At 47.9% G+C, this 16,416-nt stretch carries 12 protein-coding genes; 8 read left to right on the top strand and 4 right to left on the bottom strand.

The genetic code is table 11. The annotated features are described in order from the left end of the window. Positions 1-77: 77 nt before the first annotated feature. Positions 78-2,216, top strand: a complete 2,139-nt coding sequence (locus LZG72_RS18225; RefSeq protein ID WP_233875731.1) for a tetratricopeptide repeat protein — start codon at positions 78-80, stop codon at positions 2,214-2,216. A gap of 7 nt (positions 2,217-2,223) precedes the next feature. Here the strand turns inward: LZG72_RS18225 and msrA are convergent, their stop codons facing one another. The 3 genes from msrA to LZG72_RS18210 all read right to left on the bottom strand — a co-directional run bounded on the left by msrA (position 2,224) and on the right by LZG72_RS18210 (position 6,429). Then, positions 2,224-2,715, bottom strand: coding sequence for a peptide-methionine (S)-S-oxide reductase MsrA (gene msrA / locus LZG72_RS18220; RefSeq protein ID WP_233875728.1), 492 nt, complete (start codon positions 2,713-2,715; stop codon positions 2,224-2,226). A gap of 52 nt (positions 2,716-2,767) precedes the next feature. After that, a complete protein-coding gene (nhaA, locus tag LZG72_RS18215) occupies positions 2,768-3,958 on the bottom strand; it encodes a Na+/H+ antiporter NhaA (protein ID WP_233875726.1) in 1,191 nt (396 codons plus the stop codon). A gap of 71 nt (positions 3,959-4,029) precedes the next feature. After that, entirely contained in the window at positions 4,030-6,429 is a 2,400-nt protein-coding gene (locus LZG72_RS18210) for an ABC transporter permease (protein ID WP_233875724.1), read from the bottom strand. A gap of 151 nt (positions 6,430-6,580) precedes the next feature. Here LZG72_RS18210 and LZG72_RS18205 point away from each other — a divergent pair, with 151 nt between their 5' ends. The 6 genes from LZG72_RS18205 to LZG72_RS18180 all read left to right on the top strand — a co-directional run bounded on the left by LZG72_RS18205 (position 6,581) and on the right by LZG72_RS18180 (position 14,397). After that, positions 6,581-6,901 carry a DUF6660 family protein gene (locus LZG72_RS18205; protein WP_233875722.1) on the top strand — a complete coding sequence of 107 codons (321 nt, stop codon included), beginning with the start codon at positions 6,581-6,583 and terminating at the stop codon, positions 6,899-6,901. A gap of 91 nt (positions 6,902-6,992) precedes the next feature. Continuing rightward, the gene (locus LZG72_RS18200; protein ID WP_233875720.1) at positions 6,993-11,378 is read left to right on the top strand and encodes a CusA/CzcA family heavy metal efflux RND transporter; all 4,386 of its coding nucleotides are present in this window, start codon (positions 6,993-6,995) and stop codon (positions 11,376-11,378) included. A gap of 48 nt (positions 11,379-11,426) precedes the next feature. Further along, on the top strand, positions 11,427-12,608 hold the full coding sequence (locus LZG72_RS18195; protein ID WP_233875718.1) for an efflux RND transporter periplasmic adaptor subunit: 1,182 nt from the start codon (positions 11,427-11,429) through the stop codon (positions 12,606-12,608). A 64-nt stretch (positions 12,609-12,672) separates the two neighbouring features. Further along, complete coding sequence (locus LZG72_RS18190) at positions 12,673-13,380, top strand: DUF1345 domain-containing protein (RefSeq protein ID WP_233875716.1); 708 nt, start codon at positions 12,673-12,675, stop codon at positions 13,378-13,380. 46 nt (positions 13,381-13,426) lie between these two features. Beyond that, positions 13,427-13,864, top strand: a complete 438-nt coding sequence (locus tag LZG72_RS18185) for a rhodanese-like domain-containing protein (protein ID WP_233875714.1) — start codon at positions 13,427-13,429, stop codon at positions 13,862-13,864. Between the two features lie 11 nt (positions 13,865-13,875). After that, positions 13,876-14,397 carry a TlpA disulfide reductase family protein gene (locus LZG72_RS18180; protein WP_233875711.1) on the top strand — a complete coding sequence of 174 codons (522 nt, stop codon included), beginning with the start codon at positions 13,876-13,878 and terminating at the stop codon, positions 14,395-14,397. Here the strand turns inward: LZG72_RS18180 and LZG72_RS29290 are convergent. Continuing rightward, entirely contained in the window at positions 14,394-15,047 is a 654-nt protein-coding gene (locus tag LZG72_RS29290; protein WP_304488638.1) for a response regulator transcription factor, read from the bottom strand. The genes LZG72_RS18180 and LZG72_RS29290 overlap by 4 nt on opposite strands. Before the next feature lie 209 nt (positions 15,048-15,256). On the opposite strand from LZG72_RS29290, the gene LZG72_RS18170 reads away from it, so the two are divergent. After that, complete coding sequence (locus tag LZG72_RS18170; RefSeq protein WP_233875709.1) at positions 15,257-16,345, top strand: Gfo/Idh/MocA family protein; 1,089 nt, start codon at positions 15,257-15,259, stop codon at positions 16,343-16,345. Positions 16,346-16,416 lie beyond the last annotated feature (71 nt).

The raw sequence follows: 16,416 nt of genomic DNA, 5'->3' as shown, positions 1-16,416 counted from the left end.
TGTTGAAAACGCTGTTTTTGCAAAATGAAATCCGTGTTGTTTATATGGATCATATCATTTTTACTGACATCTGATCCATGAAGCGATTCCTGAAAACGACCTTTTTGACCGCCATTATCGGGGTGACTTTTTTGTCATTAACCCATGCGCAAACACGCAATATTTCTTTATTAAAAGACAAGAAAAAGCGGTTGGAAATGACAAAGGATTTCCGTAGCGATACTGCGTATCTGAATGTCGTGAATCAAATTGCGTTTTTATATGCGGACAGTTATCCCGACAGCGCACTCAAAATATTGAAAGAAAATACACTCGATTGTGAACGTGTTGATTATAAGGATGGTGTAGCCGACAGTTATAAAATTACCGGCACTTCTTATTTAACAAAAGGGGACTATATTAATGCATTGATATGGTATAAAAAAAGCTACGAGGCAGCTGAAAAGAGTGGTTACAAAACGGCTTTTCCCGGCATTCGTAACAACATCGGACTGGTGTATATGAGTCAGGGGAATTACTCGGCTGCATTGAATGAATTTTACGCCGCATTAAAATCAGCGGAGGATATTCACAACAAGTTTGTATTAGCCAGTACGCTCAACAACATTGCGATCATTCATTTTTATCAGGGTAAAATGAAGGAGGCAGATAGTACCTATAAAAAAACACTGCTTATCGCGAAAGAAATGTCAGATACAATCGGCGTAATCCTCGCATATAATAACATTGCGGAAGTAAATATTGAGCAAAACCAATTACTTCTCGCATTAACGAATTTGAATCTTGCCAATGCGCTGGCTTTGCAAAAAGATAACCCGGAAATGCGGACAATCGTATCGCATTCGCTGGGTAATACCTATTTTCGGATGGACAGTTTGGACAAAGCCGCGGCCTATTTTGAAACGGCTTCAAAACTAGCGACGCAGCATCATTACAGTACCTCCGGTTGCAAAGCCCTGATCGGGTTGGCGCGGGTATATGCGCGGCAGGGTTCTTCAAATGAAGCATTAAAGAATGGATTGGAAAGCCTGCGCCAGGCAAAAAACATGGGGCACACCCAATTGCAGCGCGATGCCAGCGAAATCGTGTCTGCCATTTATCAACAAATGGGGGACGGGACAAACAGTCTTGCCTATTTCAAACAATTCAAGGTGTATTCAGACAGTCTGCGAAACCTGGAAGCCCAGCGCATTGCGAATGTGTATGACGCTAAGCTGGAATTTTCAAAAAAGGAGGAAGATCTGAAACGGGAGAATCTGCAGCAACAATGGCTGACATTCTCTGCGGTGGCTGCATTGCTGTTATTGGGGGTGATTTTGCTGATCGTAAACCGGAACCGGCAGCGACTTGACAATACGTTTAAAGAGTTGCAGCAGAAAAATACCGTCATTGAATCGCAGCGAAAAGTAGCCGAGGAAACGCTGGATGAATTGAAAGCCGCGCAGGCGCAGCTGATCCAGTCGGAGAAAATGGCCAGTCTGGGCGAGCTCACATCCGGGATCGCGCATGAGATCCAGAATCCCCTGAACTTCGTGAATAATTTTTCGGAAACGAGTATCGAACTGCTGGATGAGGTGAAAGACGAGCTGAATAAAGGAAATGCGGACGAGGCCAGAGAAATCGTGTCCGACGTCATTGAGAACCTGGCAAGGATTCACGAGCACGGCAAACGCGCCGATTCCATCGTAAAAGGGATGTTGCAGCACAGCCGCACCAGCACCGGGAAAAAGGAACCGACGGATATCAATGCGCTCATTGAGGAATACATCCGGCTGAGTTACCATGGATTCCGTGCCAAAGACAAGTCTTTCGATGTCGCAATTAACAGGAATTTCGATCCGGATTTAGAGAAAATGATGCTCGTGCCCCAGGACATGGGAAGGGTTATCCTGAACTTGCTGAACAATGCTTTTTACGCCGTTCGGGAAAAACATAAAAACAGGGGCGACCACGATTATCAGCCGATTGTTACTTTGAGCACGCAGAAATCGGACAACAAAGTGATGATCCGTGTCACCGATAACGGCACCGGGATACCGGACCAAATCCAGGGCAAAATATTCCAGCCATTTTTTACCACCAAACCTACCGGCCAGGGCACGGGGCTCGGTCTGTCATTGAGCTACGACATTATAACCAAGGCATATGGCGGCTCAATGACAGTCGAATCAAAAGAAGGCGAAGGCGCGGAGTTTACCGTTATTTTAGTAGGCTGAATTAAATTCAGCTCAGTTTCCAGCCGGGTCTTTCAAAGTGGCAGGTATATCCGCCCGGATGTTTTTGCAAGTAGTCCTGATGCTCCACTTCCGCATTCCAGAAATCTCCGGCGGGGACTACTTCCGTCACAATTTTGCCGGGCCAGATGCCGGATGCTTCCATTTCAGCGATCAGTGCATTGGCTACGTCACGCTGGTTTTCATTTAAATAAAATATTGCGGAGCGATAAGAAGTTCCGATGTCGTTTCCCTGCCGGTTTCGCGTGGTAGGGTCGTGGATCTGGAAGAAATATTCAAGTAGTCCCCGGTATGTCAATTGTTGGGGATCAAATTCGATCTCAATTCCTTCGGCATGCGTTCCGTGGTTCCGGTAGGTCGCATTGGGCACATCGCCGCCGGTGTATCCCACCACGGTTGAAGTCACGCCTGGCTGGTGCCTGAAAAGTTCTTCCACGCCCCAAAAGCAACCTCCTGCCAAAATGGCTTTTTCAGTATTCATATCATTTACTTTTAATGTGTATAACCATGGAGCAATTTCCATGCCCGGCAGGCTAGTCAGCTGAGGTTGTCGTGGGGCTTTTTTCCAGCCGGCTCAGCCACAGATATCCCAATACTCCCGAGATAATGGAAGCCGTCAAAATGGAAAATTTCGCTTCGGAAAGTACATGCTGTTTTTCTGAAAAAGACAGTACCGCAATAAAAATGGACATCGTGAACCCGATACCTCCGAGCATTCCTGCTCCGATAATGTGCATCCAGGAAGCATTACCCGGCATTTTGGCGATCCCCATCTTTACCGCAAGCCAGGAAAAAAGTGTAATTCCGAGTGGCTTCCCGATGACCAAACCAGTGATAATCCCGAGGCCGAGCACCGTGCCCAGTCCTGCAAGCATGCCAGGTTCAAATGCAATGTTGGTATTCGCCAGTGCAAAAATGGGCATGATCACGAAGTTGACCGGATTGACGAGAATATGTTCCAGTTTTTCCAGCGGGGATTCCGTCGCATCCGGGGTGGTCGAGATTGCAAAAGCAGTGAGTACGCCTGCAATGGTGGCATGCACGCCGGAATGGTGAATGAAATACCAGATGAAAAGTCCGGGCACGAGGTAGGCGGCCAGATTTTTTACTCTCAGTTTGTTTAAAATCAATAAAAAAATAAAAATGCCTGCTGCATACAACAGGTACATAAAATGAATATCCGTGGAGTAAAACAATGCAATAACCAGGATCGCCATGAGGTCGTCGACGATCGCGAGGGCTGAAAGAAATATTTTTAGTGAAGAAGGAGCCCGTTTCCCGAGCATGGATATGACCGCAATCGCAAATGCAATGTCGGTCGCCATGGGAATACCCCAGCCACCCGCTGTTTCAGTGCCTTTATTGAGCGCAAAATAGATTGCCGCCGGGGCTATTACTCCGCCCAATGCCGCCAGGATCGGCAGTGACGCTTTCTTGAATGACGAAAGTTCGCCTTCCACCAATTCCCGTTTGATCTCTAATCCCACGAGCAGGAAAAAGATCGCCATCAGCCCGTCATTGATCCATAAAAGTACCGGGTAACGCAGCTGAATGCCTGCGATATCTCCGCCGATTTCCTGCGCAAGCAATGCTTCGAAACCAGGCCCGAGGGAAGTATTAGCGACGATCAGTGAAATAAAAACACAGACTATCAGAATGATCCCGCCGATGGAGCCGGACTTAAAAAACGCCTTGAACGAATGAGGGTTGATCCATTTTACCATATTCGTAAAACTAGCAACTCCTTTTCAAAGTCCAAGTTCAAATTCGGGTGAAATGGCCCATGAACCGACTACTAGTCCGTTTTTAAGCTTTTCACCGGATTCATACATGCGGCAGTAACTACTTTATAACCCACTGTAAGTAAAGCGATTGATAGAATAATCAGTCCACCGGATGCGGGTATCCACCATTTAAGATCAATGCGGTATGCAAAATTGCTCAGCCAGGTATTCATGAGGTACCAGGCAATGGGCGCGGAAAGGAGCGTAGCAATAAAAGCGAGTATCAGAAACTCTTTTCCAAACAGCATGACGATGCTTTCGACACCCGCGCCCAATACTTTCCGGACACCGATTTCCTTGATCCGCTGCGAAACCATAAACGATACCATTCCATACAAACCGAGGCAGCAAATGAAAATGGCGATCGCCGCGAAAGACTGGATCAGCGTCGTTAACAGTTGTTCTTTTTCGTAAAAACGGGCAATTTTTTCGTCTACAAACTGGTATTCGAAAACTTCGTTCGGGTACGTTTTCGACCAGGCATTCCGGACTTTTTGCAGCGTCGCCGACAGGTCATTTGTATTCAGCTTGATGGCGACTTCTTTATACAATTTCGGATTTGCAAAAATGGCGCAGGGTTCGACAGCTTCCTGCAGAGATTTTAAATGAAAGCTTTTCACGACGCCGACAATCTCACCTTTGAAACCGGAGTTGCCATCTTCCATTTGCTTGCCGAGCATTTTTTCAGGGTCACGAATTCCGAGGCGGTGCATAAGTTCTTCATTGACCACAAACTCGTTGACTGAATCTTTATCCATAAAACTCCGGCCTGCGAGAAGTGGCATTTTGTAAGTCTGCAGATAATCCTTGTCGGCAAACCGGTCCCGGATCATGAACTTTTCCCACTCGGCGCGGTTGTCAAACCGGAGTGAGCCGCCGTGGCCCATGGACGACGTCGGAGCTTCATATTGATAGCTGACCGATTGTATATCAGGGTTTTGCAACAATTCATTTTTGAGGGACTGACTTACTTTACGAGCTGCATGCTGTTTTGGCAAGGTAACAGAAACCACCGCATGCTGATCGAAACCGAGGTCGGCGTTTTTGAAAAATTTCAGTTGGAGAAGTAAAACCAATGTGCCGGTTACCAGGATCTGCGCAATCACCAGCTGAACGGTAACGAGTGAGCGTCTCAGGTTCAAACCGCCCACCTGCCTGTTCCCAAGTTTTCCTTTTAATGCGGTGATCGGATTAAAACCGGAAATGATCACTGACGGATAAAATCCGGCAAGCAGTACGATCAGGATCATGGAAAAAAGCCAGAATAACAGTAATTCCGGTCTAAATATCCCCGCGAAAGAGTAGGCTTTCGTTTGCGTCAGATTATTCATGAATGGGACGAATATGGCGGTCAGAAGCAAAGAAAAAAGTGATGCGGTGATTGTTATAACCGCGGTCTCGCTCATAAATTGCCAGAAAAGCTGCCGCTGCGTACTTCCCAAAACCTTTCTAACGCCAATTTCTTTTGATCGTTTCAATGCCTGTGCAGTCGCCAGATTGATGAAGTTGATACAAGCGATCAGCATCAGAAAAGCACCCACGCCGCCCAGTATCCATAAAATCGACTTTCTTATTTTTCCGTCATAGTTTGGGTCAAAATGTATTTCACTCAACTCCTGCAGCTTGTGGTGGTAATATTTGGCCACCTCTCCGTAATATTTCCCTCCATTGCGGGACAAAAGGGTTTCAACCTTCCTCGGATCGCTGCCGACAGTTAGTTTTACGAATGTGAGATTTCGACTGCTGATCCAGCCGAAATCCTGCAGGTCGTAGGCGGGATCAATGACTTTGATGGTAGGCAATGAAATAAACACGTCGAAATCCAGATCGGTCGGCTTCGTCTGGCTTTTAAAAACGCCGGCGATACGCAGCTCGTTCGCATTGTTCATTTTTAGCGTTTTGCCGGTTACATCCGTTTTTCCGAAATATTTCAGGGCTATTTTATCACTGATCACCACCGTGGAGGGTTCTTTCATTTGCTCCGGATTGAACTTGGTCAGCCATTCAAAAGAGAACATTTGGGTAAAACCCTGATCCGCCAATGCAACACTCGTCTTTTCCAGAAACCGTTTCGTCTCCCGCCGGTTCGTTGCGGATAAGGTCACATCGGGCATTTTTGCAACGAGCCCGGCAGCTTCAACCTGCGGAAAATCGCGTAAAAGGGTTGTCCCCAGTGGAACCGATGATCCCGGTTCGTGCTCGATGCCTTCATCCAGATGAAGTTCCAGCACCACCCGGTAGATCCGCTCCTGATCGGCCTGATGGCGGTCGAAACTCAGGTGGTAATGCAGAAAAATAAAGATGAGAATAGCGCCGGAAATTCCCAGGCTGAGGCCGGTGATGTTAAGAATGGCGTAAGTTTTGTTCAGCCGAAGGTTTCGCGCCGCGATTTTTATGTAATTTCTTAACATACCAAATCTTTTCGTTCAAATGTCCCCTGCAATTTATCCATTATGGGTTTTTAAATGACTGTGTAAGTTTGTTTTAACATGATTTAACGTTTTCACGCCGGTTCCGGTTTTTGCCTACCTGTTGCATGTCAATTTGATTTAGATTTGCGGCATGAAGCGATTTGTTTTAGTACTATTGGCTTTCTACTCCATTGCGCTTTCCTGCATTCCCTGCCAGGATCAGGAGGAAGCTGCGCCGGAAAACCAGATCGTTGTGATTAAACCGGATACAGATCAGCAGGGTCACTTCGAAATGGATCTTTGCTCGCCATTTTGCACCTGCGCATGTTGTGCCAGCGTTTCTTTGCAGCACCAAATTGCTTTCTTACCTCTGAAAGCTTCTTTCACCACATTTAAGGAAATCAGCTTTGCCTACCTTTCCGCCACCAATCGCGACGATCTGACGTCGATCTGGCAGCCGCCCAGGGTGTAGTTTACCTGTATTTTTTAAAGTTTGGTTTATCACTGAGTCCACTCATTTGGGCCTGGTTATAAGCTCATTGATACATGTAAGTTTAAATCTGATGTTAGATAAAATCATCTATTTCTCCATTCACAACAAGCTGGTGGTGGGGATTTTCACCCTTGCATTAACGGTGTGGGGGATATATTCGCTGACCCAGCTGCCCATTGACGCCGTTCCCGACATCACCAACAACCAGGTACAGGTGATTACTTCCAGCCCCTCACTGGCTGCCCAGGAAGTGGAGCGGCTCGTTACTTTTCCGGTCGAAACGGAAATGGCGACCATTCCGAATATCGTGGAGATCCGTTCGATTTCCAGGTTCGGACTTTCGGTAGTTACCATTGTTTTTAAAGATCATACCGACGTTTACTGGGCGCGGCAGCAAGTTTCGGAGCGTCTGAAAAGCGCCGTCGAGCAAATTCCTCCGGGTATCGGCTCGCCCGATCTTGCACCGGTTACGACCGGTTTGGGGGAGATATACCAATATGTGTTGCATACCAAAGAAGGTTTCGAGAAGAGATATCCGCCGATGGAACTGAGAAGTATACAGGACTGGATCGTACGTCGGCAGTTGCTTGGTACCGAGGGCGTTGCGGATGTCAGCAGCTTCGGCGGATTTCTTAAACAATACGAGATTTCCATTGATCCATTCAAGCTGCGGAGCGCCGGAATTTCGATGTCGGATATTTTTACAGCACTCGAAAAAAATAACCAGAATACCGGAGGAGCCTACATCGACAAAAAACCGAATGCCTATTTTATCCGAAGCGAAGGCCTGATCGGCAGTCTGAAAGACATTGAAAAGATCCAGGTGAAAACCAATCCAAACGGACTTCCGGTACTTGTCCGTGACATTGCCACCGTGCAGTTTGGCAGCGCGGTACGTTACGGCGCCATGACCCGGAATGCGGAGGGAGAGGTGGTGGGCGGGCTGGTACTGATGCTGAAAGGCGCCAATTCTTCCAAGGTGATCGGGAATGTAAAAGCACGGATCGGGCAGATCCGGAAATCGCTGCCGGAAGGTGTGCTCATCGAGCCGTTTCTGGACCGTACCAAACTGGTTAACAATGCGATCCATACCGTTTCAAAAAACCTGATCGAAGGCGCGCTGATCGTCATTTTTGTATTGATACTACTGCTGGGAAACCTGCGGGCGGGCCTGGTGGTTGCCTCGGTAATTCCGCTGGCGATGCTTTTTGCGGTGAGTATGATGAACCTGTTTGGCGTTTCGGGTAACCTCATGAGCCTGGGTGCCATTGATTTTGGATTAATCGTCGACGGTGCGGTGATCATCGTCGAAGCCACGCTTTATCACATTCTTGGGAAAAAATACACGCACCGGCTTTCTCAGCGGGAAATGGATGCCGAAGTATATGAATCGGCGTCGAAGATCCGGAATTCGGCTGCATTCGGGGAGATCATTATCCTGATCGTTTACCTGCCCATTCTGGCGCTGGTGGGCATTGAGGGTAAAATGTTCAGACCGATGGCGCAAACCGTGAGTTTTGCAATTCTCGGTGCATTTATCCTTTCCATTACCTATGTTCCCATGGTTTCTGCTTTGTTTCTGAGCAAACAAAACGAACACAAAGCCAATGTTTCGGACAAAATTATCGGCTTCTTTCACAGGTTATACCTGCCCGCATTGGCATTTGCACTCAGGCAGCGGATTATCGTGGTAGCCAGCGCGATGTTGCTTTTTGGCGTTAGTCTCTGGATCTTTCTGAATATGGGCGGTGAATTTATCCCCCAGCTCGACGAGGGAGATTTTGCCGTTGAAATGCGCGTATTAACTGGAAGTTCTTTATCTGAAACCATCGAAGCAGCGCAGAAAGCGGCTGCTTTGCTGCAAAAAAACTACCCGGATGAAATCGTGGAAGTGGTCGGGAAAATTGGCTCATCCGAAATACCCACGGACCCGATGCCGGTGGAGGCGGCGGATCTGATGATTATTTTAAAAGATAAATCCACCTGGACAAAGGCATCGGGCCGGGAAGAACTCGCGGAAAAAATGCAGGCAACGCTTACTGAATCGATCGCCGGGGTCACCTTTGGTTTTCAGCAGCCGATCCAGATGCGTTTCAATGAGCTTATGACGGGCGTGAAGCAGGATGTGGCGATCAAGATCTTTGGGGAAGATCTGGACGTGCTAGCGGCACAGGCTGCCAAAGTCGGAAAGCTGGTAAGGTCGGTGGAAGGTGCGCAGGATATGTATGTGGAAGAAGTGAGCGGGCTTCCTCAGATCGTCGTTCATTTCGACAGGGACCGTTTGTCGCGGTTTGGGATCAGCATTGAAGATGCCAACCGGACGATCAACACCGCATTTGCCGGCAGCAGCGCCGGGCTGGTTTATGAAGGTGAAAAAAGATTTGATCTGGTTGTCAGGCTCGCCGGGGCAAACCGCCGCGCCAAAGAAGATGTGCGTGCATTGTTTATCACAAGTCCCTCGGGTCAGCAAATCCCGCTGGATCAGATCGCCACCATCGAAATGAAAGTAGGCGCAAACCAGATCCAGCGCGAGGACGCGAAACGCCGGATTACCGTCGCATTCAATGTGCGGGGTAGGGATGTGGAAAGTGTCGTGGAGGAAATTCAAGGGAAAATAGACACTCAGATCAAACTTCCGACGGGCTACTATGCTACGTATGGCGGACAATTTCAGAATCTGCAGGAAGCCAGCAGCCGTTTGAGCATTGCGGTGCCCATTGCGCTGCTTTTGATTTTCGTACTGCTGTATTTTACATTCCATTCACTCCGGCAAAGTCTCCTGATTTTGACGGCGATCCCACTATCGGCGATCGGCGGGATTCTTGCATTATGGCTCCGCGGGATGCCTTTCAGCATTTCAGCAGGAATCGGCTTCATCGCTCTTTTCGGCGTGGCGGTATTGAATGGGATTGTGCTGATTGCGGAATTTAATTTCCTGCGAAAAGATGGAGAAACAAACCTATCAAAAGTCATTTTTCAGGGAACGGAGACGAGATTGAGGCCGGTACTCATGACCGCGCTCGTGGCATCGCTCGGATTTTTACCCATGGCATTATCGTCCAGCGCAGGTGCAGAAGTGCAGCGGCCACTCGCCACCGTCGTGATCGGCGGGCTGGTATCGGCGACACTTTTGACACTGCTGGTTTTGCCTGTTTTGTATTTAATCGTCGAAAAACGGTTTGGTAGCAAGTTAAATGTCAAACCTTTCGGATTGCTATTGTTGATTTCGGGCGGCAGTTTGCTGGCTTCGAATTCCAAAGCTCAGGATGCGACGAATATTCGAAAAATAAACCTTTCACAAGCCATTGAGGAGGCAATTTCCAAAAACAGACAGATCAAATCGGGTGTGTATCAGGTCGATTTTCAAAAGGCGTTGCAGGGTACTGCGCTGGATTTGGGCAAAACCGAATTTTCGTGGATGGGAGGGCAGTATAACAGCAAGAAGTTTGACAATCAATTTAATGTATCCCAAACTTTTACCCATCCAAAGGTTACTGCTAAAAGAAAAGAACTTTTGTCGGAACAAGTGAATGGGGCGCAGGCCAGGATGGAAGTGACAAAAGCCGAGCTGATCAGGCAGATCAAAAGTACTTATTATACATGGGTCCTCGCCGACAGAAAACGGGATCTGCTATTTCAGGAGAATGTCCGTGCGGAGCGTTTCGTAAAAGCAGCGGAACTGCGGTTTAAAACGGGTGAGGCCAATCAGCTGGAATATGCCGTGGCGCAGAGTGAGCAAGGTGATATCCAGGCCCGAATGATTCGAAACAATGGCGATAGGCTCAACCTGCAGAAACAATTACAGACCTTGATTTTCAGTGCGGAACCGGTGGAGCCGGATGTGGATACGCTTACAAAGCGCAGCCTGGCGGCCATTACCGTGGATTCTGCCGGTATCGCGTCCAATCCTTACCTGCAATTCCTGAGTCAGCAGGTTATCATCGATAGAAAGTCTACGGACGTACAGCGAACGGGCAATCTGCCGGGTTTTAGTATTGGTTATTTCAATCAGTCTCTTATTGGTAATCAGAATATCAATGGAAATGAGGTGTATTACGGCTCGGGAAAGCGTTTTCAGGGGTTTCAGCTGGGGATCGGGATACCGATTTTTAATGGAGTCAACAAGGCCCGCGTCAGAGCATCCGAACTGAATGAGCAAATCGCACAAAATCAGTTGGAGCTGACCCGGGTGCAATTAAACAGTTCTCTGGAACAAGCGCTGCAAACGTATCAAAGCGCCAGTCAAAGCCTTGATATTTACGAAAAAAAGACATTGGTACTGGCCGATGTGATCCGGGTTAATGCGGTAAAAGCCTACGAGGCTGGCGAGATCGGGTATGTAGAATTTGCCCAGTCATTGAACCGTGCATTAGGTATCAAATCGACTTATCTGGATCTGCTGGACAGTTACAACCAGTCGGTGATCGAAATTGAATTTTTGCTGAACAAACCCTGACCGCGCATTTCACGAACGGGACAAATCTTTATTTAAAGACATATCAAAATGAAAAATATAGCACTCATTATATTTCTTCTGGCGGGATTAGCCTGCTGCACGAAGAATGAAGAGAAACCGCAAGCCACCGTTTCGCAGCCAGCAACGGAGAATGAACCGGAATCCGGTATGGTCCATTTGACAAGAGCACAGTATGAAACCGCCGGGATCGAAACCGGGACGATCAGCACGCGCAATCTCAGCGACGTGGTGAATGCCAATGGAAGCATTGACATTCCCCCGCAAAATCTTGTCAGCATTTCGGCACCAATGGGTGGGTTTGTGCGGAAAACGGAGCTGCTGCAAGGTATGAAAGTGAAGAAGGGACAAGTGCTGGCGACGATCGAAAACCCGGACTTCATCCAGATCCAGCAGGATTACCTCGAAACGGATAGCAAGCTGGAATATGCGCAGCTGGAACTGGCGCGTCAAACCCAGTTGAGCAAGGAAAATGTCAATGCGCAGAAAGTTTTACAGCAAGCCGCAACCGAGGTAAAAACACAAAAAGCGCGTTTGTCGGGCCTGAGAGAGCGTTTAAAAACAGCGGGCATTAATTTATCGGTGTTAGAGAAAGGTACCATCGTGAATAACACCGTCATTATCTCGCCGATCAGCGGATCGGTTACGACCGTGAATGTGAACCTGGGCAAGTACGTAAATCCGACGGATGTGATGTTTGAGATCGTGGATACCGATCACCTGCATGTCGAACTTTCGGTATTTGAGCAGGATATTCCGAAGGTAAAGCTGGGGCAGCTCGTGCGTTTTACGGTTAGCAACAACCCGGGAAAAGAACACCTGGCCAAAGTGTATCTGATCAACCAAAAAATCAATGAAGACCGCACCGTCCGCGTCCACTGTCACCTGGCGCATGACGACGCCGGTTTCCTGCCCGAAAACTTTGTAAAAGCCATTATTGAAACCGGTGCAAACCCGGTCGACGCATTGCCCGATCAGGCTATTGTTGATTTTGATGGTAAGTCCTATATTTTTATTCAAAACACAAAAGATCAGGAAGACAAAGACTCCGGGCTGGCATTTGAGATGAAGGAAGTATCTCGGGGTGTATCAGAAAACGGGTTTTCGGAAGTCAAATTCCAGGATGGATTTAATGGCGGGAATGCGAAGATCGTTGTGAAAGGAGCATATGCATTGTTGTCTTCGATGAAGAATGAGCAGGAAGAGGAGTAGTCGCCGGAATGTGAGATTGGAGAGGTAATGCTTATCTTTCTGTTTTACAAAACAACACTTTGCAATGCTCCTCAGTTTAATCCCGGACCTGACATTTGTAAACCGACTTGATGCGCACCATAAACTTTACATTTCCATGGCAGTGGCATGCGTCGTTTCCGTGAGCGCTTATGGGAAATTTTCGCAGCCGGTCCATATTTTGGTTACCTGGCTGGGATATTGTCTGACCAGTCTGACACTTTCATGGATCACCATTTTGAGTTCACATCCGGCCGACGTCAAAAAAGAGGTATATGCCCAGGATTCCAGCAGAACGCTCATCTTTTTGTTTGCAGTCACCGCGGCGTTTGTGAGCCTTTTCGCCATTTTACTACTCCTGAAAAACACCGGAGATTCTGTGTCCCAGGCGGATCTGACCGGCCACATTTTGCTTTCGCTGGCGAGCGTAATCTGCTCATGGTGGCTGGTGCATACCATTTTCACACTGCGGTATGCGCATTTGTTTTACAGTGATGTGGCAAAAGGTCAGGTGCATAAAAGTCAGAAGCCGGGCGGCATGGAATTTCCGGATGAAGACCAGCCGGATTACCTGGATTTCACCTATTTTTCGTTTGTGCTGGGAATGACATTTCAGGTATCCGACGTGCAGATTACCTCGAAAAGGATCAGAAGGCTGGCTCTCGTGCATGGTATACTTTCCTTTGCATTTAACACGGTAATTGTAGCGCTGAGTATTAATATTGTCTCCGGTCTGGTGCAGAATGCGGGTTAACCGGAACATTTATCACAAAATTTGTACAAAAAATAAATAGACGAACATGAAACGGATGACCCAAATGGTGAGCTGTATCTTCCTGGTGCTGTTTTCAATGAGCATTCAGGCGCAAACAAAAACGGAACCCTGGACGGAAGCGCAATTGAAGCCGACCCAGGAACTGGCGGACGAAATCAATGCGGGCAAAACGAAGCAGCTGATCATCAACATTGGTCCGCAGGCGGTCATTAAAGGTTCCGTGGATGTGGGGCCGGGCAGTGAAAAAGCCAATGTTAAAAAAATGGAAAAGATACTCGCGAAGGCGGACAAAAATCAGGAAGTAATTCTGTATTGCGGATGCTGCCCGTTTGAAAGATGTCCCAATGTCAGGCCTGCATTTACCGCTTTAAAAGAGCAGGGATTTACAAAAGCCCGATTATTGAATATCCCGAAAAACATTAAAACAGACTGGATCGACAAAGGGTATCCGGTAGCTAAGTAGCCTTGATTCGAATGAAAAAACGGAGTGTTGTATTTCTGGCGCTGGCTGCTTTCCTGATTGGGACTGTGGCATTTGCGCAGGATCGTGAGTTGAAAGTGGGGGATGTGGCTCCTGAAATTAGTCTGCCGACACCGAAAGGCGATACGGCGCGTCTTTCCTCGATGCGCGGCAGACTGGTTTTAATTGATTTTTGGGCGAGCTGGTGTGCGCCCTGTGTCGAGGAGCAGCCGGAGTTGAAAAAGCTGTACACGAAATATGCGAAACAAAATGGATTATACCGGAAGTTTCAGATTTTTGGCGTATCGCTCGACAGCAAAAAAGAAGGATGGCAAAAAATAATCCGAAAGTATAACATTCCCTGGACGCAGGTGAGTGACCTGAAATTCTGGACGTCGCCCATCGCGCAGGATTATCACATTGATGCGCTTCCTTTTAATGTACTTATCGATGAAAAAGGATTTGTCGTCGCTGTGAATTTACACGGGGAAAAATTGGAAAATTTCATCGGTGAATACCTGAGCAAAGAGATTTAAACCACGCCAAGCCGGACCGCGATCTTCGTGAGGCCGACTGAATTTTTGACCCCCAACTTTTGAAAAAGGTTTCTCCGGTGCGTTTCCACCGTTTTGCCGCTGATAAAGAGTTCGCTGGCAATGCGGTTTGTCGAATATTCGCTTGCTACCAGTTTCAAAATTTCAGTTTCCCTTTTACTCAGAAAATCTTTGGTCGTCGGGGCAGGGGCGCATTCTGCACTCCCGGCCGCGGCTTCTTCGGACAGTCGCATCATGACCTCCTGTCCGTACCACACTTTCCCGTCGGAGACTGTTTTTATCGCATATTCCAGCTCGTCGGGCTCAGCGCCGATCCCGATATACCCGCTCACCCCCGACCGGATCACTTCTCTCGCCAGTTTCAATGATGAACTTGGGGCAAGAAGCAAAAATCTGAGGTTTGGGCGCATTTTCCGGAGAGCCATGATCTGAGCTGCAATCCCCTCGGATCTGTAAGTAAATGCGATCACCAGGTCAATTTCCGTGAAATAGGATAGTTGCAGGATCTTTTCGAGGCAGCTGCATTTACCGATCAGACGGATGGCAGCGCGCTTTTGCAGCCATTCTGCAACTGCTTCGCATTCCAATGGATGCGGATGGACTAAGAGTGTGGTAATCACGGATTGTTTCATAATGAAAGGCTTGTGTGCTGGTTTTAGGCGTAGGTGTCGTTTGTTCGATGGTTACAAAGCAAGCCGATCGGATATGCAATGGCATTTGGTTTTGTTGCAAATGCATTTGAAAATGTAACAACCGATAGAAAACCAGGTCTGACACCTTTCCTAGGTTATGACTTCAATGAAATTTAAGATCATATCATCCATCATCATCTAATCAGGCTATGTTACTAGAAAGGCGCGATTTCTTATCCACATTGACCCTGGCCGGTGCGGCCACCTTGTTTTCCGGTAACCCGTTGCTGGCGTCGCTGGCGCCGAAAAAAGACAAACTGGGCATTGCACTCGTTGGTCTGGGCTATTACAGTACCGATCTGCTGGCACCCGCATTGCAGTTAACCGAGAAATGTTACCTGGCGGGCATTGTCACAGGCACGCCGGAAAAGGCGCAAACCTGGAAAGCCAAGTACAATATTCCGGACAAGAATATATACAACTACCAGAATTTCGACCAGATCGCCAACAATCCGGATATCGACATTGTGTACGTGGTACTGCCGCCCTCCATGCACCGCGAGTTTGTTGTGCGTGCCGCCAAAGCCGGGAAACATGTATTTTGTGAAAAGCCGATGGCTCCTTCAGTTGCGGATTGTGAGGCGATGATCAGCGCCTGCAAAAGCAATAAAGTGAAACTGGCGATCGGCTACCGCTGCCAGCACGATCCGAATATTCAGGCATATATGAAAGTGGCGAAAGAACAGAAGTTCGGGAAAGTGAAAATGGTAAACAGCGCCGCCGGATATGTGGATAACCGGACTACGCATTGGAAACAAAATAAGAAACTTGGCGGCGGCGTAATGGGAGATATGGGCGTGTACGCATTGCAGGGTGCGCGGCTGGCAACCGGCGAGGAGCCGGTCAGCGTCATTGCACAGGCTTCCACTACTCGTCCGGAAATTTATAAGGAAGTGGAAGAGACGATGATGTTTATGCTCGATTTCCCGAGTGGCGCGCGAGCGGCATGTCAAACAAGTTTTGGCATCAACATGAATTATCTGCAGATCAATTATGAAAAAGGCTGGGTGAAAATGGAGCCGCAGTCGGGTTACAATGGGAACAAAGGCAGCATGTCGGATGGTACGGTAATCAACTTCCCGATCAAAAGCCAGCAGGCGAAGCAAATGGACGAAGATTGCCTCGCTATCATGAATAATACAGACCTGATCGCGCCGGGAGAAGAAGGACTTCGCGACATCCGGGTCGTGGAGGCGATCTATAAGTCGGTCGCTTCCGGTAAGAGTGTTAAGATCTGATAAGCAAAAAGCGTCGAATGCATTTGCCCCCAATAAGCGTCTGGTTTAACGGGGGCTTTTTATTTATTACC

The organism is Dyadobacter sp. CY323, from assembly GCF_021390245.1.
Classification (GTDB): Bacteria; Bacteroidota; Bacteroidia; order Cytophagales; family Spirosomataceae; genus Dyadobacter.
This window is presented reverse-complemented; position numbering and strand designations above follow the sequence as displayed.